Annotated in this window: 26 protein-coding genes; 16 read left to right on the top strand and 10 right to left on the bottom strand. The window is 68.4% G+C overall.

Going from position 1 to position 21,989, the window contains the following annotated elements; genetic code table 11:
- Window positions 1-86: 86 nt before the first annotated feature.
- Window positions 87-1,301 carry an MFS transporter gene (locus tag AB0L70_RS02405; RefSeq protein WP_363679073.1) on the top strand — a complete coding sequence of 405 codons (1,215 nt, stop codon included), beginning with the start codon at window positions 87-89 and terminating at the stop codon, window positions 1,299-1,301.
- Here AB0L70_RS02405 and AB0L70_RS02400 read toward each other — a convergent pair.
- From AB0L70_RS02400 to AB0L70_RS02385, 4 genes are all read right to left on the bottom strand, one after another.
- Window positions 1,285-2,007 (bottom strand): methyltransferase domain-containing protein, encoded by a 723-nt coding sequence (locus AB0L70_RS02400; protein ID WP_363679071.1) that lies wholly within the window; start codon window positions 2,005-2,007, stop codon window positions 1,285-1,287. The two genes, AB0L70_RS02405 and AB0L70_RS02400, sit on opposite strands and share 17 nt — an antisense overlap.
- A 53-nt stretch (window positions 2,008-2,060) precedes the next feature.
- Entirely contained in the window at window positions 2,061-3,062 is a 1,002-nt protein-coding gene (locus AB0L70_RS02395; RefSeq protein ID WP_363679069.1) for an alanine racemase, read from the bottom strand.
- A gap of 4 nt (window positions 3,063-3,066) precedes the next feature.
- The gene (locus AB0L70_RS02390) at window positions 3,067-4,197 is read right to left on the bottom strand and encodes a peptidoglycan bridge formation glycyltransferase FemA/FemB family protein (protein WP_363679067.1); all 1,131 of its coding nucleotides are present in this window, start codon (window positions 4,195-4,197) and stop codon (window positions 3,067-3,069) included.
- A gap of 69 nt (window positions 4,198-4,266) precedes the next feature.
- Window positions 4,267-5,187 carry an SDR family NAD(P)-dependent oxidoreductase gene (locus tag AB0L70_RS02385; RefSeq protein ID WP_363679065.1) on the bottom strand — a complete coding sequence of 307 codons (921 nt, stop codon included), beginning with the start codon at window positions 5,185-5,187 and terminating at the stop codon, window positions 4,267-4,269.
- 129 nt (window positions 5,188-5,316) lie between these two features.
- Between AB0L70_RS02385 and AB0L70_RS02380 the strand changes: the two genes are divergently transcribed.
- Window positions 5,317-5,883: a TetR/AcrR family transcriptional regulator gene (locus tag AB0L70_RS02380; RefSeq protein ID WP_363679063.1), complete on the top strand. Its 567-nt coding sequence runs from the start codon at window positions 5,317-5,319 to the stop codon at window positions 5,881-5,883.
- On the opposite strand, the gene AB0L70_RS02375 is transcribed toward AB0L70_RS02380, so the two are convergent.
- Entirely contained in the window at window positions 5,871-6,614 is a 744-nt protein-coding gene (locus AB0L70_RS02375; RefSeq protein WP_363679061.1) for a methyltransferase domain-containing protein, read from the bottom strand. The two genes, AB0L70_RS02380 and AB0L70_RS02375, sit on opposite strands and share 13 nt — an antisense overlap.
- Before the next feature lie 57 nt (window positions 6,615-6,671).
- Here AB0L70_RS02375 and AB0L70_RS02370 point away from each other — a divergent pair, with 57 nt between their 5' ends.
- Window positions 6,672-7,388, top strand: coding sequence for an SDR family oxidoreductase (locus tag AB0L70_RS02370; protein ID WP_363679059.1), 717 nt, complete (start codon window positions 6,672-6,674; stop codon window positions 7,386-7,388).
- A gap of 31 nt (window positions 7,389-7,419) precedes the next feature.
- Window positions 7,420-8,628: an MFS transporter gene (locus AB0L70_RS02365; protein WP_363679057.1), complete on the top strand. Its 1,209-nt coding sequence runs from the start codon at window positions 7,420-7,422 to the stop codon at window positions 8,626-8,628.
- Here AB0L70_RS02365 and AB0L70_RS02360 read toward each other — a convergent pair.
- Entirely contained in the window at window positions 8,597-9,133 is a 537-nt protein-coding gene (locus tag AB0L70_RS02360; protein ID WP_363679055.1) for an NUDIX domain-containing protein, read from the bottom strand. The two genes, AB0L70_RS02365 and AB0L70_RS02360, sit on opposite strands and share 32 nt — an antisense overlap.
- 37 nt (window positions 9,134-9,170) lie before the next feature.
- Between AB0L70_RS02360 and AB0L70_RS02355 the strand changes: the two genes are divergently transcribed.
- A complete protein-coding gene (locus AB0L70_RS02355; protein WP_363679053.1) occupies window positions 9,171-9,590 on the top strand; it encodes a hypothetical protein in 420 nt (139 codons plus the stop codon).
- Here the strand turns inward: AB0L70_RS02355 and AB0L70_RS02350 are convergent.
- Both AB0L70_RS02350 and AB0L70_RS02345 read right to left on the bottom strand, forming a co-directional pair.
- Window positions 9,583-10,386: a deoxyribonuclease IV gene (locus AB0L70_RS02350; RefSeq protein ID WP_363679051.1), complete on the bottom strand. Its 804-nt coding sequence runs from the start codon at window positions 10,384-10,386 to the stop codon at window positions 9,583-9,585. The two genes, AB0L70_RS02355 and AB0L70_RS02350, sit on opposite strands and share 8 nt — an antisense overlap.
- Before the next feature lie 126 nt (window positions 10,387-10,512).
- Complete coding sequence (locus tag AB0L70_RS02345) at window positions 10,513-11,013, bottom strand: Lrp/AsnC family transcriptional regulator (protein WP_363679049.1); 501 nt, start codon at window positions 11,011-11,013, stop codon at window positions 10,513-10,515.
- A gap of 94 nt (window positions 11,014-11,107) precedes the next feature.
- On the opposite strand from AB0L70_RS02345, the gene AB0L70_RS02340 reads away from it, so the two are divergent.
- The 5 genes from AB0L70_RS02340 to rplI all read left to right on the top strand — a co-directional run bounded on the left by AB0L70_RS02340 (window position 11,108) and on the right by rplI (window position 14,165).
- Complete coding sequence (locus tag AB0L70_RS02340; RefSeq protein WP_363679047.1) at window positions 11,108-12,229, top strand: MFS transporter; 1,122 nt, start codon at window positions 11,108-11,110, stop codon at window positions 12,227-12,229.
- Window positions 12,230-12,427: 198 nt separating this feature from the next.
- Window positions 12,428-12,718 carry a 30S ribosomal protein S6 gene (rpsF, locus tag AB0L70_RS02335; RefSeq protein WP_130386399.1) on the top strand — a complete coding sequence of 97 codons (291 nt, stop codon included), beginning with the start codon at window positions 12,428-12,430 and terminating at the stop codon, window positions 12,716-12,718.
- A 92-nt stretch (window positions 12,719-12,810) separates the two neighbouring features.
- Window positions 12,811-13,395 carry a single-stranded DNA-binding protein gene (locus AB0L70_RS02330; protein WP_363679045.1) on the top strand — a complete coding sequence of 195 codons (585 nt, stop codon included), beginning with the start codon at window positions 12,811-12,813 and terminating at the stop codon, window positions 13,393-13,395.
- A 75-nt stretch (window positions 13,396-13,470) separates the two neighbouring features.
- A complete protein-coding gene (rpsR, locus tag AB0L70_RS02325) occupies window positions 13,471-13,704 on the top strand; it encodes a 30S ribosomal protein S18 (protein WP_012924539.1) in 234 nt (77 codons plus the stop codon).
- 14 nt (window positions 13,705-13,718) lie between these two features.
- A complete protein-coding gene (gene rplI / locus AB0L70_RS02320) occupies window positions 13,719-14,165 on the top strand; it encodes a 50S ribosomal protein L9 (protein ID WP_363679043.1) in 447 nt (148 codons plus the stop codon).
- 69 nt (window positions 14,166-14,234) lie between these two features.
- On the opposite strand, the gene AB0L70_RS02315 is transcribed toward rplI, so the two are convergent.
- On the bottom strand, window positions 14,235-14,495 hold the full coding sequence (locus AB0L70_RS02315; RefSeq protein WP_363679041.1) for a hypothetical protein: 261 nt from the start codon (window positions 14,493-14,495) through the stop codon (window positions 14,235-14,237).
- Complete coding sequence (locus AB0L70_RS02310; protein WP_363679039.1) at window positions 14,492-15,898, bottom strand: hypothetical protein; 1,407 nt, start codon at window positions 15,896-15,898, stop codon at window positions 14,492-14,494. Before AB0L70_RS02310 ends, AB0L70_RS02315 begins: the two co-directional genes overlap by 4 nt.
- Window positions 15,899-16,146: 248 nt before the next feature.
- Here AB0L70_RS02310 and AB0L70_RS02305 point away from each other — a divergent pair, with 248 nt between their 5' ends.
- From AB0L70_RS02305 to AB0L70_RS02280, 6 genes are read left to right on the top strand one after another with little or no spacing between them, the layout of a single operon-like run.
- Window positions 16,147-16,779 (top strand): DUF6668 family protein, encoded by a 633-nt coding sequence (locus tag AB0L70_RS02305; protein WP_363679037.1) that lies wholly within the window; start codon window positions 16,147-16,149, stop codon window positions 16,777-16,779.
- A 14-nt stretch (window positions 16,780-16,793) separates the two neighbouring features.
- Window positions 16,794-17,093, top strand: coding sequence for a TrbC/VirB2 family protein (locus AB0L70_RS02300; protein ID WP_363679035.1), 300 nt, complete (start codon window positions 16,794-16,796; stop codon window positions 17,091-17,093).
- Between the two features lie 29 nt (window positions 17,094-17,122).
- Entirely contained in the window at window positions 17,123-17,986 is an 864-nt protein-coding gene (locus AB0L70_RS02295) for a hypothetical protein (protein ID WP_363679033.1), read from the top strand.
- Window positions 17,986-18,894 (top strand): type IV secretion system protein, encoded by a 909-nt coding sequence (locus AB0L70_RS02290; RefSeq protein ID WP_363679031.1) that lies wholly within the window; start codon window positions 17,986-17,988, stop codon window positions 18,892-18,894. Before AB0L70_RS02295 ends, AB0L70_RS02290 begins: the two co-directional genes overlap by 1 nt.
- Window position 18,895: 1 nt before the next feature.
- Window positions 18,896-20,488, top strand: coding sequence for a hypothetical protein (locus AB0L70_RS02285; RefSeq protein ID WP_363679029.1), 1,593 nt, complete (start codon window positions 18,896-18,898; stop codon window positions 20,486-20,488).
- Window positions 20,475-21,983 (top strand): SCO6880 family protein, encoded by a 1,509-nt coding sequence (locus tag AB0L70_RS02280; RefSeq protein WP_363679027.1) that lies wholly within the window; start codon window positions 20,475-20,477, stop codon window positions 21,981-21,983. The genes AB0L70_RS02285 and AB0L70_RS02280 overlap by 14 nt, the downstream gene beginning before the upstream one ends.
- Window positions 21,984-21,989: the final 6 nt, after the last annotated feature.

The raw sequence follows: 21,989 nt of genomic DNA, 5'->3' as shown, positions 1-21,989 counted from the left end.
CGATCCTCGCAGAGCTGGTATCAGAGCTCTCACGCGGGTCGTTCGGACTCTGTGGAACTGACTCCACGACGAGAGGCACCACCGAGATGAGTACCGCCCTGAGCGTCGGCAACCGGCACCTGACCGGGTTCTGGTTTGTCGCGGTCGCCTTCCTGACCTTGATGGCGTTCGGCACCGTGCCGACGCCGCTCTGGCCGCTCTACCAGGTGAAAGATCACTTCGGCGCGACGACCGTGACCGTCGCGTTCGCCGTGATGGTTGTCGGCGCTGCGGCGAGCTTCCGGCTGCTCGGCCATCTGTCCGACCGCCTCGGCCGGCGCCGGATCATCCTGCCTGCCTTGCTGACCGGGATCCTGTCCGCGGCGGTTATGGCGAGCTGGCCCGAGCTGCCCGGATTGCTCGTCGGCCGGATCCTGACCGGTGTCGCGGTCGGGTTGATGGCGTCCACCGCGACCGCCTATCTGACCGACCTGCATCGTGAGGCTCGGCCGGCGCAGGCCGGATCAGCGTTCCCCGCGCTCGTCGCGACCGTCTCGAACCTGGGTGGGCTCGCCCTCGGCCCGCTGGTCGCGGGAGCCTTGGCGCAATGGGCTCCGGCTCCGGTGCGAACGGCGTACATCGTGTTCGGGGCCTTGATGGTGGTGCTGCTTCTGCTGGTGCTGTCGAGTCCGGAGACTGTGGACACCGAAGTGACCGGGCAGGATCGGCCGGCGCGGTTCGCGGTGCGGGACGGGCAGCGGGGTGCGTTCGCCTCGGCGGCTGCGCTCGGGTTCTTCGCGTTCGCGGTGATGGGGTTGTTCTCGTCGCTCGGCGCGATCATCGTGCGTGGTCAGCTCGGGATCACGTCGTACTTCGTCGCCGGACTGGCGCCGTTCGTCGCGTTCGCGGCGTCCGCGGTCGCTCAGCTCGCGGTGGGCCGGCTCGCGCACGCGAGGGTGCTGCTGATCGGCACGCTGCTCTTCCCGGTCGGCCTCGCACTGACGGCGTTGTCGCTCTATCGGCCCGCTCTGTGGCTGGTCCTGTTCGCAGCCGCGCTGGCCGGCGCCGGGGCAGGTCTGCTGTTCAAGAGTGCGGTCGCGGAGACGGTGACTGCCGCCGTACCGGCATCTCGCGCCGGTGTGCTGGCCGCGTTCTTCGTGATCGCGTACGTCGGCATGGGGGTGCCGTCGATCGCCTTCAGCCTGGTGATCCGGCAGTTCGCGCTACGCCCGTCGATGATCGGCTTCGCCGTCGTCTTGTCCCTCGGCGCTCTGATGGCGGCGTATCAGTCGGTGCGGCAGCGCGTCAGCGCCGACCGCTGACGAGAAGGGTCGGGAGGACGGCCAGGAAGCGGTCGTGCTTGCCTCGGTCCGCCTGTTCGGCGAGCCAGTCGTCCGCGTCCTCCTGGGTGATCAACGCCTTGTCGACCGCACCCGCGGCGGCAGCCTTCAGTTGCTCTGCCATCACCGCGTGATCGGTCACGACTTCGGTGCGTACGACGACCTCGACGTCCCGGAAGCCTGTGTCGAGAAGGACGTCGCGGAGGCTGCGGGCCGCGCGCGGGGAGACCGTGCGCGACTCCAACCCGAGCAGTACGACGTCGGTCAAGTCCTGGTCCGTGCTGTCGATCAGGAGGAACCCGTAGTCCTGACCGCCGAGCACGATCCGCCCGTCCGGCCGGAGCACTCGCCACGCCTCGGTCACGGTCGGGACCGGGTCCTCGAGCAGGTGGAAGAGCCGGACGGCGCGGTAGCCGTCCATCGACTCGTCCTCCAACGGCAGGTCGTCGGAATGTGCCACGTGAAACATTGCGCCCGGCGCTCGCTCGCGGGCCGCGACGATGGCTTCCGCATCCGGGTCCACCCCGGTCACCTTCAGCCCCTTGGCCGCCAATTCGGCGGCCGCGTGCCCGGCACCGCAGGCGACATCCACACAGGTGGCACCCCGTTTCAGGCCCAGCAACCGGTACGACTCAGCCCGGAGCTCCGCTGCTCCGGGCCGCTCCTCGATCCGATCCAAAAAGCTCATGAGACCACGCTGCAACTTCAGGTCCACCTGAAGTCAAGCGAGACCCGCCCGGCTCAGTCCATCGACACCTTGTCGAACATGGTGGTGGTGTAGCGGACGTCGACGCCGACCGTGTCGCCGACCGCAGGCGGCGCCACCGACGACGGCAGGAAGAGCATGCTGGCCTGCATGTGCGGGGGCTCGGCGAACCAGCGCTGCTTGCTCTCGATCGTGAAAGGGGACAGCGCCATCCCGGCCGCGTCCAGGCTGCCCTTGGCCATCGCGATCGCCCGCTGCCGGACCGTCGCCGCCGCGGTCGGTGCCTCCAGGCCTACGCCGTGGGCGGTCCCGCCGGACACCACCAGGATGTGGCCGTCGCCGCTGACCCGGCGCTGCCGGTAGCCGACCCGCTCACCGCGGCGCACCGAGTGCACGTCGAGGACGGTCGCCCGGACCGTCAGCGCACCACGGTCACCGAGCCAGAGGCCGGTGCCCATCCGGAGCCGCACGTTCTCGCCGATGTCGGCCAGCTTCTGTGCCGGCACGTGCGAGACCCAGAGCGGACCCTTGCGTACGTCGATCGCCGCCTTCGCGAGCTGCTGCGCCTCCCGGAGGTTGGCCGACGTACCGCCGGCACCCATCGGGAAGTGCAGCGACCAGCCCTCGAACTTGATCCGGTCGAGCGCGTTCAGCAGCATCGTGTGCCGCAGTTCGCGGGCGCCGATACCGTGCCGGCGCATCGAGGTCATCACCTCGATCAACACCCGGCTACCGGCCGGGATCGAGACCAGGTCTGCCAGCCGGCTGACCGTGTGGATCACGTTCTTGCTCTGCGGAACCTCCAGGAACGGCCGCCACGGCGACAGTACGACGACGTCCTCGCGCGGGTCCGGCGGCACCTCGAAGTACGTGCCGACGGCAACCGTCCGGGCGCCGAGCGCGCGTGACTCGGCCAACAGCCGCTGGTTGCCGAACCCGTACCCGTTGCCCTTCGCCACCGGGACGACGTCCGGGTTCCAGGTCGAACGCAGATGATCACGCCATCGATCGGAATCGACGTGCAGGACTAGGGGCATGGTGTCAACGCCGTCTCATGTAGAGGTCGAATGCGGTGTAGAGCGCCTTGTTCAACGGCAGATCCCACTCACCGACGTACTCGACGGCCTCGCCGCCGGTGCCGACCTTGAACTGGATCAACCCGACATGCGGGTCGTTCGGGTCCAAGGTGTCGGTGATGCCCCGTAGGTCGTACACGGTCGCACCCGATGCGAGTGCGTCCGACATCATTCGCCACTGGATCGCGTTCGATCCACGGACGTCTCGCTTGGCGGTCGAGCTGGCTCCGTAGGAGTACCAGGAGTGACCACCGACCCGGACCCAGATCGTCGAGGCGACCAGGTCGCCCTCGTGGTAGGCGTTGTAGATCCGGAAGTCACAGCAATCGGACGGCTGGTTGGCCATCGCGGCGTACATCTTCTCGAAGTACGGCAGCGGCCGCGGCGTGAAGTGGTCCCGCTCGGCGGTCTCGACGTACAGCTGGTGGAAGGCCTTCAGATCCTCGGTGCCACCCTGCGTCACCTCGACGCCGGCCTTGTCGGCCTTCTTGATGTTGCGCCGCCAGAGCTGGTTCATGCCCTTCAGCAGGTCGTCCGGGCTGCGGTCGGCCAGCGGGACCTGGAACACGTACTGCGGTTGCCCGGCCGCGAACCCTTCGCCGACCTTGGGTGCCTTCCAGCCGAGCTTGCGCAGCTGGGCGGTCACCGTCTCACCGGACGGCTCGATCACATCCGGCCGGACGTCGCCGAGCTTCGGCTGCTGACCACCGGCGATCGCGTCCTTGATGGTCTTCGCGCTCCACCGCCGGGTCGCAACCGGCGGACCCATCCGTACGCCGAAGGCGCCCTGCTGCTGCAGATGCGCGGCCAGCGGACGCAGGTACCGGCCGAGGTCGATCGCGTCCCAGTCGATCACCGGGCCCTCGGGCAGGTAGGCGAGGTAGCGCTTCACCTTGGGCATCTGGCGGTACAGGACCAGACCGGCGCCGACCAGCTCGGCCGGGTTCGCCGGGTCGAACCAACCGAGCGACTCCGCCTTCCATTCACTCTTCACCGCCGCCCAGCCAGGGGTCTGCAGGAAGCTCGCCGACGGTTGCGACGCGACGTACGCCGCGTGCTCGTCGGCCGAGATGGTCCGGATGCTCAAGTCACTCACGGTCGGTCAGGTTACCGGCCCGGAGCCTTTATCCGTAGCCGAGCCGGTTCCTGATCAAACCTGTGCAGATCAGCCGGCGAGGAGTTTCTCCGAGACCTCCCACAACTGAGTGGCCGACTCCGGATCGAGCGCGTACGCCGCGACGCCGTGCATCGGATCGTCCTCCGTCACGGGCAGTGCCTCGTTGTTGTCCTCGAAGTACCGACCGGTGACGCCCTGGACGAGTGGGGACGCGGCCAGCAGTACCGACGTCGATGCGCCCTGCTCGACGGTCTTCCACTGGAACCGGTCCCACTCCCGCTGCACGTCCTCGGGCACATGCCGCTGCAGCGCGGTCCGAATACCGCCGGGCATCAGGGCGTTGGTGACGATGCCGTCACTCGCCCAGCGCTTGGCCGCCTCGACGGCGAACAGGACGTTGGCCGTCTTCGACTGCCCGTACGCCGCCCATTCCTCGTACGGACGGTGCTCGAAGTGGAGGTCGTCGAGGTGGACGTCCGAGCGGAGGTGCGCGCTGGAGCTGACCGACACGACCCGGGCGTCACCGGCCGCGGCGAGAGCATCGTGCAGGCCGAGCGCCAGGCCGAAGTGGCCGAGGTGGTTGGTGGCGAACTGGTGCTCCCAGCCCTCCGGCGTGCGATTGAGTGGCTCGGCCATCACACCGGCGTTGTTCACCAGGATGTGCAGCGGGCCGTCCCAGCTCGCCGCGAACGCTCGGACCGACGCACGGTCCGCGAGCTCGATCGGTGCGACGAAGACGTGGTTGTTGCCGGTGCTTTCGATGATGCCGGCTGCGGTGCGCTCACCGGCCGCCGTGTTGCGGACGGCGAGGGTGACCTCGGCGCCGGCTGATGCGAGGGCGCGGGCGGTCTCGACACCGATGCCGGAGGCGCCGCCGGTGACGACCGCCCGGCGGCCGGTGAGATCGACGCCGGCGATGACCTCGGCGGCGGTGGAGCTATGGGTGAAAGGCGTGGTGATCCTGCTCATCAGGTCCCGTCCTGTTCTGCGAGCTACTCTGAAACCGGAGGCTCCTCCGGTAAAACCCAGTTAACCGGAGGTGCCTCCGGTTATCAAGTCCGCTAGGTTTCTGGGTCAAAGAGCTGTGAGGAGGGGGAGATGAAGGACACGGGGGCACGCCCGCTGCGCGCTGACGCCCAGCGCAACCGGGACCAGATTCTGGCCGCCGCTGCGCGGTCCTTCTCGAAGTGCGGCCTGGAAGCGACGCTGGAGGGCATCGCGAAGGACGCCGGCGTCGGAATCGGCACGCTGTACCGGCATTTCCCGACCCGGGAGCTGCTGATCGAGGCGGCGTACCGGAACGAGCTGGCCGCGGTCTGCGACGCGGCGGCCGAGCTGGTCGACACGATGCCGGGGGCCGAGGCGCTGCAGGTGTGGATGCGTCGCTACATCGACTACATGACCCGCAAGCTCGGCATGGCTGACGCACTGCGCGCGGTGATCGCGTCCGGCGCGAACCCGTATGCGCAGAGCTTCGAGCTCCTTGTCGGCGCGATCAAGCCGCTCCTGGACGCAGGTGTCGCGGCCGGTGAGATCCGTCCGGATGTCTCGGCGGACGACGTACTGATCAGCCTCAGCGGTGTCGCCCTCGCGACCGGCTCGAACCGCGACCAGGCCGACCGCCTGGTCAACCTGCTCCTCGACGGACTTCGCTACCGAGCCTGAGCCCGGATCAGGAATCGATGGTCGTGGACGACGAAAGGTCCTGACCGCCGGATCCGTTCGTCCAAGGCGACAAGCGCTTCCTCGTGCATCGTGACGTCGAAGCCCGGCAGCTGCCACGGGACCGCGCGCAACTGGAAGATCAGCGCGCCGACATCGTGCAGTACGAACTCGGGCCACTCCTCCCGCGCCTCGAGAATCTCGAACCCGTGCTCGCGCAGAGCCGCGACAGCCGACACACAGTCATGGTCACCGGTGACCGCTGGTCCGCCCAACGTCTCGTTGATCTCCGCGTCGTTCCGGTTCCCGACCTGTTGCGTGACGAGTACGCCGCCCGGTCGCAGGGCGCGGGCGAACTCCGCGGCGTCGAAACGTGCGTGCCTGTTGAGGACCAGATCGACCGCGTCATCGGCCACCGGCAGCGGGTCGCCGTAGTCGTGCCGTCGTACGTCGACGCCGTGCGGCGCGAGCCGGTCCCGGGCGATCGGGAGGTTGGGGAGGTAGCCCTCGGTGGCGATCGTTCCGGCGGGCAGGGGAGCGAAGGAGGCGAGCAGCTCACCGCCGCCGGTGTCGACGTCGAGCACTCGATGCGCCTGGCGGAGGGCTGCTCGGGCGAGGTTGTCGTACGACCAGGTCAGGTCCTGGGAGGTCGCTCGGCCGTTCAGCCAGCTGAAGTCCCAGCCGGTGAAGTCGGCGTCGACGGCTTCGGAGACGAGTTCGGCGTACGGGCGCATGACGGTAACGGTAGGGATGGGTCCGGCGGGTCGCTACCGGGTTTCTAGGCTGGGCGGATGCGACGAGTGGCGTTGGTGACGGGGTCGGCTTCGGGGATCGGCGCGGCGACCGCGCGACGGTTGGCGGCGGACGGGATGACGGTCGCGGTCCATTCGCGGTCGAGCCGGGAGGCCGGGATCGCGCTGGCGGACGAGCTCGGTGGGTCGTACCACCAAGCCGACCTCGCGGACGACGCTGCCGCGGCTGCGCTGGTCCCGGCAGTGGTGGCCGAGCACGGGCGGCTCGACGTACTGGTGAACAACGCGGGGATCAGCTGGCCGGTGCCGCACGCGGAGCTGGACGGATTGAGCGCAGCAGACTGGCGGCGGGTGCTCGACGTCAACCTGATCGCGCCTTGGTTGTTGTGTACGGCGGCCCTGCCGGCGCTCCGGGAATCGGGCGGCTGCATCGTCAACGTCACCAGCCACGCGGGCGTCCGGCCCAAGGGAAGCTCAGTCGCGTACGCCGCCTCCAAGGCGGCGCTGAACCACGTCACGAAGCTCCTCGCCGCGGCCCTCGGACCTGACGTACGAGTCAACGCGGTCGCACCCGGCCTGGTCGACACACCGCTCACAGCCTCCTGGACCGACGCCCAAGACCTGTGGAAATCCGCAAGTCCCATGCGTCGAGCCGCTCAGCCGACCGATGTCGCCGACCTGATCTCCGCCCTTGTCCACAACAGTTATCTGACCGGCGAAGTCGTGCTCCTGGACGGCGGCCTGAACCTCCGCTGATTCTGTCGGTGCCTGCTCCTACGATCTGCGGGTGTCTTTGGGTCGGGACTTTCAGCGGTTGTGGGTTGCGTTCGCGGTCAGCTCGTTCGGATCGGCGGTCGGCCTCGGCGCACTGCCGCTGATCGCGGTCCTCGCGCTGGATTCGAGCACGTTCCAGGTCTCGCTGCTCGCGGCGATCTCCACGCTCGCCGGGGCGGCGCTCGCGTTGCCGATGGGTGATGTCATCGAGCAACGGCGGAAGCGGCCGGTGATGATCACGGCGGACCTGGTCCGGTTCGCCGTCCTGGTCTCGGTGCCGATCGCGGCGGCCTTCGACGCACTGACCTATCTGCAGCTCTGCGTGGTCGGCGTTCTCCAGGCCGCGGCGATGATCGCGTTCCAGGCCGCGAGCGGTGCCCACCTGAAGGCGCTGGTTCCGGCCGAGGGTCGCGCGGAGGCGAACAGCCGGTTCGAGCAGACCAACTGGATCTCGCTGAGCATCGGCCCGGCGATCGGCGGCGGTCTGGTCAGCATCGTCGGCGCGACGGCCACGATGGCGGTCGACGCGGTGTCCTTCCTGTTGTCGGCGCTCGGAATCCGGCGGATCCAGGCGCCCGAGCCGGAGCCCGTGCGACGCGACGGGAAAGCCGACATCACCGCGGGGTGGCGATACATCCTGCGGCATCGCGGACTGCAGGCCCTGTTCTGGAACTCGCAACTGTTCGGCGGACCGGTGATGCTGACGTCACCGCTGCTGGCTGTCTTCATGCTGCGTGACCTGGGGCTGGCGTCCTGGAGCTACGGCGTGTTCCTCGGCGTTTCCTGCCTGGGCGGCGTGCTTGGTTCCCGGTTGGCGCCGCGACTGACCCGTCGGCACGGACTGCATCGGTTGTTGCTGGTGTTCGGCGTACTGCGGACTCCGTGGCTGTTGGCGTTCCCGCTGGCGCCGCACGGCATGGGTGGGTTCGTGGTGATCACCGCGGCCGAGACCTGTCTGCTGGTGGCGACCGGGGTTTTCAACCCGTCGTTCTCGACGTACCGCATGGAGGTGACCGAGGACGGGTTCATGGCCCGGGTCCTGGGCGCGTGGTCGATCACCTCGCGGTGTGTGCAGCCAGCGTTCATCGTGCTCGGCGGAGCACTCGCGGGGCTGATCGGACTCCGGGGTGCGCTGTGGTTCGCGGGAGCGTGCTGTCTGCTGAGTGCGGTCGTCCTGCCGTGGAAGGCGGCTAAACCAGCCCCATTGCCTGAGCCAGCCTGACCTGGCTGCCCATCGCACCGCCGTCGGCCTTCGCGTCGAGATACTCGGCTGCCTGGTCCGGTGGCAGGACGAGGACCTCGACCACCTGCTCGCCGTCGTCGGGGTTGGTCGGCTGCCGGTCGACCACGACGTCCGCGACAACGGTGGCCCAGTACGAGACCGGGTGCGGGAGATGCGGCCGGTACGGCGCGGGCCGGCCGTGTTGGGCCCGGTGAGCGCCGAGCCACGTCAGCGGGCTGGTCAGGCGGGCACCGGCTTCCTCGAGGAGCTCGCGGTGGACGAGTTCCTCGATCGTCTCGTCCGGTTCGCGGGTACCGCCGGGGAGGAAGCGCCAGCCCAGATCGTTGCTACAGACAACAATCCCGTCGCCGGTCCGGCCGATCACGTGCACGTTGCTGATCAGCTCGTCCGGCGGGCGCTCGGTGGAGTACTGCACGTCCACCTCGCCCCAGGCCCAATGGTCCGGCGCGAACAGTTCGGGGAAGCGCTCTGCCCAGGTCCGCATGGCTGCCATTGTCCTTTCCTGCGCTACCGTCGCCCCCATGGCCTCCACGGAACCGGACCCCGCCCCCGAGCCCGTGCCTGATCAGGCGAAGGCGCGCAGTACGAAATCCGGCTTGATGTGGACGTCAGCCGGCCTGACCGGCGTGGTCGGCGTCTTCCAGCTGTCCCGCGTCTTCATGGACGCCGGCCGGTACGGCGCACTCGCCTGGGTCGGCGTGGTCCTGACCGTGCTGTGCTTGCTCGCGCTCGTCGCCGCCTATGTCGGCTGCGCCCGCGACATGCTCACCCTGCGGGATCGTCTCCTCGGCCGCGTGGACCTCTTCCAGATCACGACCGTGCTGGCCTTGGTCGCGATCGTTGCCGGTGTCCTCGTTCCGGACAGCAACACGACCGCGCTGGCTCTGCTTCTGCCGTGGGGCCTGACCTACTGGCTCCACAACCTCAATCCCGCTACTTGAGGTGCGCGCGGAGGTAGTCGATGTCGGCCTTCTGACCGTGGTTGGCGTCGGGTGTCTCGACGACGACCGGGGCGCCGGCGGCCTGGACCACCGCGACGATGTCGGCCGGGTCGATGTGCCCGTCCTCGAAGTTGCTGTGCCGGTCGGCGCCGGAGCCGAACTCGTCGCGTGAGCCGTTGGCGTGGACCAGGTCGATCCGCCCGGTGATCGCCTTCACCTTCTCGACGATGGTCGGCAGCTCCTCGCCGGCGGCGTGGAAGTGACACGTGTCGAGGCAGAAGCCGACGTTCTCCAGGCGATCGTTGCCGGAGGACTGGACGGCGTCCCACAGTCGCGCGATCCGATCGAGCTGGCGGGCCATCGCGTTCTCACCGCCGGCCGTGTTCTCGATCAGCAGCGGCACCGGGAGCTCGGCCCGCTCGATGCACTTGCGCCAGTTGTCGAACCCGGCCTCGGGGTCATCGTCGTCGCCGACGTGCCCACCGTGCACGATGACGCCCTTGACGGCGATCTCGGCCGCCTTGTCGAGGGTCTGCTGCAGCAACTTGCGGCTCGGGATCCGGATCCGGTTGTTCGTGTTCGCCACGTTCAGCCGGTACGGCGCGTGCACGTAGAGATCCACGCCGGCGGCGGCGGCCCGGTCCCGCAGTGCCTCTTCGCCGTCGGCGTACGCGAGCTTCGGCGCCTTGTAGTCCTGCGGGTTCCCGAGGAAGAACTGGACCAGCTCGGCTCCCCGCTCGGCCGCCTCGGCCAGCGGGTCGTCCTGCTCCACATGCGCACCCAGCTTCAAGCTCATGACCCCACCCTAGAACCGCCGTCCGACAGTTCTAAATCTTTCCCCACCCCACCGCCCCGGTCTCTAAATCTTTCCCCACCCCACCGCCCCGGTCTCTAAATCTTTCCCCACCCCACGGCCCCGGTCTCAGCTACCCCATCCCGCCGATCTGGTCACCGGGCGCGTCTCCGCCGCGGGTGGCTGCACCGGGCGGCCTTCGAACTCGGTCGACAAGACGATGTGCGTGTTCATCTCGCCGTGCTCGCCGAGGCGTTCGAACAGGCCCTCCAGGTGGCTCATCGACGCGACCCGGACCCGGAGCATCGAGCAGGAGTTGCCGCTCAGCTTGTGGATCTCGAGCACCTCGGGGAAGTCCTCCGCCCGCGTGGTCTTCAGCAGGCAGCGTCCCGTCGTACAGCGCATCTGGACGAAGGCGGACAGCGGCTGACCGGCTCGGGCCGGGTCCACCTGGGCGCGGTAGCCGGTGATCACGCCGGCCTCCTCCAGGCGCCGTACCCGATCTGCGACGGCGGGCGGTGAGAGGTTGACCCGCTTGCCCAGCTGGCTGAACGAGAGGCGGCCGTCGGACTGCAGTGCGGACAGGATCTGCCAGTCAGTGGCGTCCAGCTCGCGGTCCTGAAAGGTCATCTCCCCAGAACACCTTCGACATCGGTCGTCCGCAAGGCCAGATGGCTTATTTCCTGCCTTCAAGCGGGGTCGCGGCCTTCCTAGCGTTGTAGGCATGCTGATTCCCGTCGTTCTCGCCGCCGCCCTGATGAACGCCGCGATGGTCGCCGCCAGTGCGGTCAGCACGATCGTGATCGCCGACGACCTCAGCCCTGCGCTGGCCGGTCTGCCCAACACAGCAGGCGTTCTGGGGACCGCTGCCGGCGCCATGGCGGTCGGCCGCTGGACTGCGCGCCTCGGCCGGGCACATGCACTCCGCACCGGGTACGGCGTCGGCGTCGCCGGGGGAGCGCTGACAGTCCTGGCCGCAGTCGGTGCACCGGTCGCACTGCTCTTCGTGGGCATGTTCCTGCTCGGTGTCGGCAACGCCGCGAGCCTGCTATCCCGGTACGCCGCGGCCGATGTCGTACCGCCGTCACGACGGGCCTGGGCCATGAGCACGGTCATCTGGGCCAGTACGGCGGGTGCGGCCGGCGGACCGTTCTTGATGGCGCCGTCCCAATCCCTTGCGCGGGGATTCGGGCTACCTGAACTCGCGGGACCGTTTCTGCTCGCCCTGGCCGCAGTCTTCTGTGCACTGGTGGCTTCCAGCTACATCCAGGTCGCTCACTCCACCGACGACGCTGTACCTGAGCCTCGGTCGGGCTCGGGGCTACCTGTTCTGTTGGCCGCTGGGGTGATGGTGGTCGGCCAGTTGGTGATGGTGGGAGTGATGACCGCAGTTCCGGTCCACGCACACCATCAAGGCGCAGGCCTTGGAGTGCTCGGGTTGATGTTGTCTGCGCACACGCTCGGGATGTTTGCGCTCTCGCCCCTGACCGGCTGGCTGATCGATCGCTCCGGACCCCGACCGGTCATGGTCGGCGGTCTGGTTCTCCTGCTCGCTTCCGCGGTGCTCGTGACCCAGTCCGGTCCAGCCTTCACCCCTGCGCTCTTCCTGCTCGGCTACGGCTGGAATCTCTGCTACCTGAGCGGCAGCGCCGCCCTGGTCACCGCAGATCTCGAGAGCAAGGTCGAGTCGTCCATCTGGACCGTCTCCGCGCTGGCCACAGCCGCGTCGCCGTGGCTGTTCACGCTCGGCGGCTTCCCGGTTCTGGCCGTGATCTCGGCGATTCTCGCCGTACCGTTGCTCGTGCTGGTACTGCGCCGATCCGTACAGACGATCGCGGTTCGTTGACACAGAGTCACCAGAACTGCCCTGTGGATATGGTCAAGAGGCCGTCCGGACGCTGGTATTCTTTTCGATGTGGCCCGGTCCATCGACCGGGCTCGTTGCTTGGCGCCGACGGCAAGTGTTGGCGTGAAGCAGTCTCGCATCGCCCTCCTGCCACGGAGAGACCGTGGCCGCCAAGTCCGAAGGAGGTGGAGTTCGCGCATGCGTCGTTATGAAGTCATGGTGATCCTCGACCCTGAGCTCGATGAGCGCACCGTAGAGCCGTCCATCGACCAGTACCTGAACATCGTCCGCAAGGAAGGTGGCACGGTCGAGAAGCTCGACATCTGGGGTCGTCGCAAGCTTGCTTATGACGTGAAGAAGAAGTCCGAAGGCATCTACGCCGTCGTCGACCTGACCGCCGAGCCGGCGGTGGTGAAGGAGCTCGACCGTCAGCTCACGCTGAACGAGTCGATCCTCCGCACCAAGGTCATCCGTCCGGACCAGCACTGAACCTGGGGTCGTCAGCAGCTATCGGTACTGTCGGCACCAGCCGCTACCAATAGCTGTAGACACAGCCACACCCGAAAGCAGGAGGAACGGCAATGGCAGGCGAAACCGTCGTCACACTGGTCGGCAACCTTGTCGACGATCCTGAGCTCCGGTTCACTCCGTCCGGTGCCGCCGTCGCGAACTTCCGGATCGCGTCGACACCACGGACCTACGACCGGCAGTCAGGTGAATGGAAGGACGGCGAGTCGCTGTTCCTGAGTTGTTCTGTCTGGCGCCAGGCCGCGGAGAACGTGGCCGAGTCGCTGCAGCGAGGCATGCGCGTGATCGTGCAGGGCCGGCTCAAGTCCCGTTCGTACGACGACCGTGAGGGCAACAAGCGCACGGTCTTCGAGATCGACGTGGACGAGGTCGGGCCGAGCCTGCGCAGCGCCACCGCCAAGGTGACCCGGGCGATGCGCTCGGGCCCCGGCGGCGAAGGCGGCGGCGGCAACTTCGGTGGTGGCGGTGGCAACCAGGGTGGCGGTGGCTTCGGTGGCGGCGGCCAGGGTGGCGGCGCCCCGCAGCAGAACGACCCCTGGGCGACCCCGCAGGGCGGTGGCGGCCAGGCCGCGGCCGCTCCGCAGAACGACCCCTGGGCCAGCCAGGGCGGCGGCTCGATGGAGGAGCCTCCGTTCTGATCCGGTCCGGGTCGTAGATCGGTAAGACAGACCATTCCGGCATGAGCCGGGCTCTGGAAGGAAGAGAGCACCACAATGGCCAAGATCATTCGGAAGCCGAAGAAGAAGGTTTGCGGCTTCTGCAAGGACAAGGCGACGTACGTCGATTACAAGGACACCGCGCTGCTGCGCAAGTTCATCTCGGACCGCGGCAAGATCCGCGCCCGCCGGGTGACCGGGAACTGCGTGCAGCACCAGCGCGATGTGGCCACCGCAATCAAGAACGCTCGTGAGGTGGCACTGCTGCCGTACACGAGCACGGCTCGCTGAGGGAGGCACGGACCATGAAGCTCATCCTGGCGCAGGAGGTCGAGGGCCTCGGGGCTCCCGGCGATATCGTCGAGGTGAAGGACGGCTACGGCCGCAACTACCTGGTTCCGCGCGGCCTGGCCATCGGCTGGACCCGCGGTGCCGAGAAGCAGATCCAGTCGATCAAGCGGGCGCGTGACGCCCGGGCGATCCAGGGCAAGGAGCACGCGAGCGAGGTCAAGAACCAGCTCGAGCAGCTCACCGTCTCGCTGGGTGTGAAGGCGGGTGAGACCGGCCGGCTGTTCGGCTCGGTGACCCCGGCCGACATCGCCGGCGCGATCAAGTCCGCCGGCGGTCCGCTGGTCGAGAAGCGCGCGATCGCGATCGCGTCGCCGATCAAGACCACCGGTAAGCACCAGGTCTCGATCCAGCTGCACCCCGACGTGGCCGCCACGGTCCGCCTCGAGGTCGCTGCGAGCTGACCCAAGCACCAAAGCCAAGGCCCGCGCCTCCCCCCAGGGAGCGCGGGCCTTGTCATGTCTGGGCTGGGTTCATTCCTTCTGGACCTGCGTCCAGGTGACAGGTTGGGGATCGGAGCCGGAGTCGGAACTGTTCGGCTTGGTGATCGGCGTCCACTGGATCGGAGCCGGGTCCGATCCACTGCCCTGCTGACTCGGCGCGAGGATCGTCGGCCAGGTCACCGGATCGGGGTCGTCGGCAGCCAGCGCCGGCGCGGCCGGCACCACCAGCAGCACGGCGAGGACCCCACCCAGTGCCCCGCCGAACCCCAGCCCCCTGCCGAGCCGCGTCACTTCGTCTTGTCCAGTGCGTAGAGGACCGAGTCCTGTACGACGATCGCGTGACCGCCGAGGATGCCCCACGGGCGGGCGGTGTCGGGCGCCATCGGGTGTGAGGCGCCACCCGGGGTGGTGGCGTACGGAGTGCCGTTCACCGTCCCGTAGATCGTCGTACCGGCGATCGACAGTGGGCTGAAGTTCGCGAGGCGAGAGGTGCCCTTGCTGAAGTTGATCAGGCACTCACCCCAAGCGGCCACCTTGCGGGACGGGTCCGGAACCCACTGCCACTGGGACATCTTGTCCGTCTCGGTGGGGCTGCACAGGGCGACGGCGTCGCCGTTGGCGGTCGAGTGCACGGCCGGGATGTCGACCTCCGGGTCCGCGGTCTTCCACAGCACCAGGGCCAGGCCGGGACTCGCGGTGACGATGTGATCGATGCCCTTGGCCCCGTTCGGCGGCTTCGGATCCAGCGGCTGGAGCTCCTTGCCGGGCTGGCTCCAGTACATCGGACCGCCGTACCGCGCCATCAGGGCCCGGTCGCCCTCGGCCAGCAACATCGTGGCGCCGCGCTTCTCGTTCGGCACCGTCTTGATCTCACCGTTGGAGATGACGCCGGCTCCGGCCCCGTCGGCCAGCAGGATCAGGGGTGAGGTGCCGAAGAAGTTGACGTCGGCACCGTTCGGCAGGTCGATCGACTTCGGCAGGGCACCGTCGCCGGGCCAGTAGAAGATGTGATCGTCGGTGGCGGACGCGAGCACCCGGTGACCGTCGATCATCGTGTACACCGGCGCCGGGAACTGGCTCCCCACCTCGTCCTGGTAGCGCACCTTGCCCTCGGCATCGAACACGGCGAGCTTCTCGTCCGGCGTCAGTACGGCGACCTCCGTGCCGTCCGGGGACACCGCGGGAACCGTGTTCTCCGCGATGTCGACCGTCCAGCTCGCGTTGGTGGACCAGCCCAGCGGCACCGGCCGGGCGATGAACTGGTCCGGGCCGACACTCGGCGCGGGCAGCTGCGGCAACGTCGGCGACGCGGTCGGCTTCGGCGTACCGTCGCCGCTGAACGCCAGCAGGTAGACGGCCGTCCCCGCGATCAGTACGAACGCCACCGCGGCCGCGACGATGATCGGCCAGATCGGCTTGGCGCCGCGGCCCTTACGGCTGGTGTCGGTCTCGATCGCCTCGACCCGGCCGTCCGGGTGGATGACCAGCGGCCAGGAGGCGCCGTCGGACTCCACCGCGGTCGCCTTCACCGGGCGGCCGAGCTGCAGGGCGCGCTCGCTGACGATCCCGATCGCGGCCTGCCTCGGATCGCCGTGGTTGACCGGATGACTCCGGCCGGCGATCTTCACCTCGGCGTTGTGATCGTCGTACAGGTGGATCGTGACCTTGGGCCAGGACGGGATCTTCTCAGCCACGATGACCTCTCATTCCCGCCACAGATCTCCCTCGCTCGTCCGGCACCGACGTCCTCGTTCTAGCATGTCCTCCGCACGAGGCATGCCAGGGATTCCGGGCAGGCAGAAACCACGCGAGCCCGGCGGCTCGACTGACCCCGACAAGGGGGTAGAAACATCCTCGCCTGTGGATGGGTCACGAAAGTACACCTGGAAAGCGAGAGAATACTGTGGGCGACAGCCTGTGACGCACCGCGAGAGGAGGGGCCATGACGCAAAATCCGTGGACTCGGCAGCAGCAACAGCAGCCGAATGCGGGTCCACCGGAGTCGTCAGCCGCCCCGCCGGCTCAGCCGGACCTCAGTCCGCGCGGTCCGTCGGCTCCGCAGCACGGCGTTGCGCCGCCTGCGGAGGATCAGCGCCTGCCCAAATTCGCGATCCCGATGGCGGACACGCTCTGGTGGGTCGGTGTGCACGGCGGTGCGGGCGAGACGACGCTGTCGCTCCTGCTCCCCGGGACCCGGGCCGCGAACCATCGCTGGCCGATCCCGCCGCCGCCGGTGCCGACCCCGGTCATCCTGGTCGCCCGGACCCACGGTTCGGGTCTCCGGGCCGCGCAGCGGGCCGCGATCGAGTGGGCCTCGGGTGTCGTCCAGGGAGTGGCTGTGCTCGGCCTGGTGCTGATCGCGGATGCTCCCGGCCGGCTGCCGCGCGTTCTCGACGACTTCGCCGACATCGTCGGCGGCGGCGTCCCCCGGGTCTGGGACATCCCCTGGATCGAGGAGTGGCGCAGAGGGGAGGCTCCCACGCCTGACAACACCCCGGACGAGGTTTTCGAAGTCCTTGAATCCATCTACGCTCTTCGCGCGTCAAACTCAGCGGACTACCCCGCCCCATACTGAAAGGCACAACTGCGATGATGTTGGTACATCTGATCTCAGAGGCTCAGAACCTGCTGCCGCTCGACCCGGTCAACCCGGGCACCGGCTCGAAGCCGCCGGGCTCCGGTGGCCTCGAGAAGGTCATCAGCTGGGTGACCTGGATCGCCTTCGCCATCTGCGTCCTCGGCATCATCATCGCCGGCGCCATGATGGCCGTCGGCCAGCGCCGCGGTGAGGGTGGCGAGCACGCGGCCCGGCTGGGTTGGGTGCTGGCGGCCTGCATCGTGATCGGCTCGGCGTCGGGCTTCGTCGGCATCCTGCAGACGACCAAGTGACGCCGGCCGGCCACGGACGCTGATCATCGATGGGACTGTTCAGCCGGGATCCCGACTCCGGTGACGACGACGACGCCGCGAGCGACGGTCTGCGCTTCTGGGAGGAGCGCGGCTTCGTTGCCGCGACGATCGTCGTCGGTGCCGTGCTCGTCTGCCTGCTGGTGTGGTTCTTCGCCCGCGGTGATTCGGACACTCCGACGTCACAGCCGTCGCAGACCCAGCCGAGCAACGTCGTACCCACCGAACAGCCCACCGAGGAGCCGTCCGTGCCGCCCGCCACACCGACGGAAGTACCCACGAGCACCGGCACCACCAGACCGACCACACCGCCGCCGCTCAACAGCACCACGGGCGGCTGCCGGAACAAGACCCCGGACATGAAGCTGCCCACCACGGCGCCGCCGGCCGTCACCTGGCAGTTCGAGGGCAACATCCTGATTCCGCTCCAGGTGGCCGGCGGACCGGCGACGACGGCGCAGTCCGGCGTTCGCTCCTGCTTCGCCCACTCACCGACCGGCGCCGTGCTCGCGACGATGGTTCTGCTCGGCCAGGTCATCAACCCGGACATGACCGAGGACGTTCTCCTCGCCAGGGTGCTGCCCGGTCCGGGGCGGAACCGGGCGCTGAACGAGTTCCGGCACCCGACCACGCCGCAGGCGGCGGGTCAGGTCCAGTTCGCCGGGTTCAAGATCCTCGCCTACGAATCCAACTTCGCGATCATCCAGATCGCCGCCCAGGTGAACAACCGGGACTACGCGGCGCTGCCGGTCACGATGCGGTGGAACAAGGGTGACTGGAAGGCGGACCTCAAAGAGGACGGCACGTTCAACGGCACCGTAGCTCCCGACGTACTGGCGTCGCTGGACAGCTACGTCGGCTTCCGGGGGGCGTGATGATCGCACTCGGCTGCTCCTGGGCGCCCTGGGACTGGGACGACTGTGTCGAGGAGTTCCTCGGCTGGGCCCTGAACAAGGCACTGGGTGGACTCTTCAAGCTGATCTTCGAGGCCATCACCAAGGTCGTCGTGGCGGCGGTCGAGGCCGTGCTGAAGGCGGTCGGGTTCCTCTGGATCTACATCAAGACGCCGGACATCTCCGACAACGGACCGGCCGCCTGGATCCAGGACCACACCAACTACGTCCTGGTCGCGGCGGCGACCATCGCGGTGATCTTCGGGGCGATCCAGATGGCGATCTCGCACCGCGGTGAGCCGCTCCGCGAGATCCTGAAGCTGCTGATGACGATGGTGGTGGTCTCGGCCGCCGCGACGACCTTCGCGGCGGTGCTGATCGACTCCGCGGACCAGTTCTCCTCCTGGATCATCGGCCAGGCGCTCGGGGCGGACGATCACGCCTTCACCAAACAGCTGGCAGAGCGGATGGTCGACCCGCTGAAGTCCCCGGACGAGGCGCTCGGATTCGCCCTGATCATCTTCGTGGGCATCTTGATGGTGATCACCGCGATCATCCAGCTGGCCCTGATGATCGTCCGCTACGGGATGCTCGTGCTGCTGGTCGGCGTACTGCCGCTGACCGCCGCAGCGACCAACACCGAGATGGGGATGAGTTGGTTCAAACGCGCAGTCGGCTGGCTGGCCGGGTTCATCATCTACAAACCGGTCGCGGCGTTGATCTACGCGACCGCGATCAAGCTGATGGCGGCGCCGGCCGTCCCCAAGGGAGCCCATCCGCCGGACGGTACGTCGGACACTCTCAAGATCGTCATGGGCGTCACGATGATGATCATCGCAGTGGTCGCGCTGCCCGCCATTCTCCGCTTCGTCGCACCGAAACCGTCCTGACATGATTCCGCTCAGCTGGGCCTCCCAGATGCTCGACGCGGTCATGTCCGCGATCGGCGACACCATAGATTGGTTGATCAACGTGATTTTTCAGCCGATTCTGGACGCCATCACCTCGGCCATCACCGTCGTGATGGGCACCATCGGGACGTTCTGGATCTACGTCGACACCCCGGCCGTCGGGAACATCGAAACCGGCCAGCCGGCCAACGACACGGTCGGCTGGATGTGGCAGCACACCCAGTACATCGCCTGGTTCGTGGCCGTGATCGGAGTGATCATCGGCGGGATGCAGATGGCCTGGAGCCAGCGCGGTGAGTCCGCCCGCGACCTGCTCCGGTCCTTGGTCACCCTGGCGTCGGCCGCGCTGTTCTCGGTCGGAGTGGCGCAGGCGCTGATCGAGTTCGGTGACAAGTTCTCCGACTGTCTCGTGACCACGGCGCTGAGCGACGGCAAGGAGAACTGGGTCTGCGGCATCGGAAACGGCAACGGCAAGGGGTTCGGCGAGACGATCGGGGCGATGGTCGGCCTCGCCGCGGCCACCGGTCCGATCGGGATCGGACTGCTGATCACCATCGGCATCCTCGTCGTCGTCGCCGGCGTGATCCAGATCGTGCTGATGGTGGTGCGTTCCGCCATGCTGATCCTGCTGCTCGGCGTCCTGCCGATCGCCGCGGCCGCGACGAACACCGAGATGGGCCGGGCCTGGTTCAAGAAGATCATCGCCTGGTTGCTCGCGTTCATCCTGTACAAACCCGTGGCCGCGATCGTCTACGCGACCGCGATCAGACTCACGTCTAACAACGGGAAGGGTCTGAACATCAGCGGTGACGATGCCGGCGCCCAGATCATGAACATGGTCACCGGTGTCACCATGCTGATTCTCGCGCTGTTCGCGCTGCCGGCGCTGATGCGGTTCATCGTGCCGATGGTCGGCGCCACCGCGAGCGGGGCCGGAGCCGGCATGCTCGCGGCCAAGCTGGTCGGCATGGACAAGTTGGCCGAGAAGGCCCAGCAGTCCGTCGACAGCGGTAGCGACGACGGTGGCGGTGGCGATGGTGGTCCGAGCGGTGCGCGGAACGTCGGTCGCCCGAGCCAGGGGCAAGGCCAGGGTGGTGGCGGCGGTGGCGAAGGCGCCGCTGAAGGTGGCGAAGGCGCGGCAGCCGCGGGCGGTGAAGGTGGCGCCGCGGCGGCGGCCGGCGGCGAAGGCGGTGCGGCAGCCGCAGGCGGTGCTGGTGCCGGTGCCGGCGCGGCGGCAGCTGCCGGACCGGTCGCGGCCGTAGCCGCCCCGGTGGCCATCGTTGTCGCAGGCACCAAGGCTGTGAAGGCGGCCGGCGAGGCCGCCACCGAGAACACGATCGGCGACGGAACCACTGCCGAGGGCAGCAGTGGCGGCGGCGGTGGCGGTGGCGGCGGCGGTGGCGGCGGCGGTGGTGGTGGCGGTGGCGGTGGTGGCGGTGGACCGTCGGGCAGCGGCGGCTACGGCGACTCGCGCCAGCAGGGCCAGCAGTACGACGACTCCAGGCGCCAGGACGACGACCGGCAACGCGACCAGCAACGACAGGATATGGACGGACCACGTGGCAGCGGCTGACGGCATACGAAGCGCCCCGCGCACCTACGGCAACTGGCGGCAACCGGCGTCGGCGGGTATCGCCGGCCTCGGCACGCTGGGTACCGGGATCATGATGGGCGGCCTGCTCATGACGATCACCGTCATGATGGCGGGCGGCCCGATTCCCGCGGTCATCACGCTGGTGATCTTCGGGATCGCCCTGCTGATGCTGATGACGAAGGACAAGCACGGGCAGTCCACACTGCAACGGCTCTCGACCCGCATTGGATGGCAACGAGCGAAGATGGCGAAGCACAACATCTACCGTTCCGGTCCGCTCGGACGGACCGCATGGGGCAAGTTCCAGATCCCCGGCCTGGCCGCCGCGTCCCAGCTCAGCGAGTACCGGGACTCGTACGGCCGGCCGTTCGCGCTGCTCTTCTACCCGAGCACCCGGCACTTCACCGTCGTGATCAACGCCGAGCCCGACGGTGCCTCGCTGGTCGATGAGGACCAGGTGGACGTCTGGGTCGCGCACTGGGGCCAGTGGCTGGCGTCGCTCGGTCACGAGCCGGGCATCGTCGCCGCGTCGGTGACGGTCGAGAGCGCGCCCGACACCGGGATCCGGCTCCGCCGCGAGGTCGGCAACAACATGATGGACGGTACGCCGGCCATCGCCAGGGCGATGCTCACCGAGGTCGTCCAGACCTACCCGGAGGGCTCCGCGCTGCTCGCAGCCCGGGTCGCACTGACGTTCAAGGGCACCGACCGCAACGGCAAGCGCCGCAAGGAAGACGACATGGGCCGTGAGCTCGCGTCCCGGCTGCCCGCGCTCACCCAGAGCCTGAACGCGACCGGGGCCGGCGCTGCTCGTCCGGTCACGGCCCAGGAGCTGTGCGAGATCGTCCGGATCGCGTACGACCCGGCTTCCGCCGTACTGATCGACGAAGCGCGCGGTCAGGGGATGGCGCCCGAGTTGCAGTGGACCGATGTCGGTCCGGCGGCGGCGCAGTCGTTCTGGGACAAGTACCGGCACGACTCCGCGTGGTCGGTGACCTGGCAGATGACGCAGGCACCGCGTGGTGAGGTGTTCTCGTCGGTGCTGTCCCAGCTGGTTGCCCCGCACAGTGACATCGACCGCAAGCGGGTCACCCTGCTGTACCGTCCGCTGGACGCGGCCACCTCGGCCCGCATGGTGGAGTCGGACAAGCGCAACGCGTCCTTCCGGGCCACCACGTCGAGCCGGCCGACCGCGCGGACGATGGCCGAGGCCCGGGCCGCGGACCGGACCGCGCAGGAGGAAGCGCGGGGCGCCGGTCTGGTCAACTTCGGCATGGTCGTCACCGGCACGGTGATGACGGCCGAGCAGATCCCGGACATGGTCGCCGCCGTCGACAACCTGGGCGCCACCGCGCGCATCCTGCTCCGGCCGGCCTACGGCTCGCAGGACTCCGCGTTCGTGGCCGCCTTGCCGCTGGGCGTCGTCCTGCAGTCCCACCTCGCCGTACCGGCGGGTCTGCGCGAGTCGCTATGACCACAG

The sequence above is a fragment of the Kribbella sp. NPDC051952 genome (assembly GCF_040680855.1).
Classification (GTDB): Bacteria; Actinomycetota; Actinomycetes; order Propionibacteriales; family Kribbellaceae; genus Kribbella.
The sequence above is the reverse complement of the archived record's forward strand: the minus strand, read 5'-3'. Positions and strand labels throughout refer to the sequence as shown.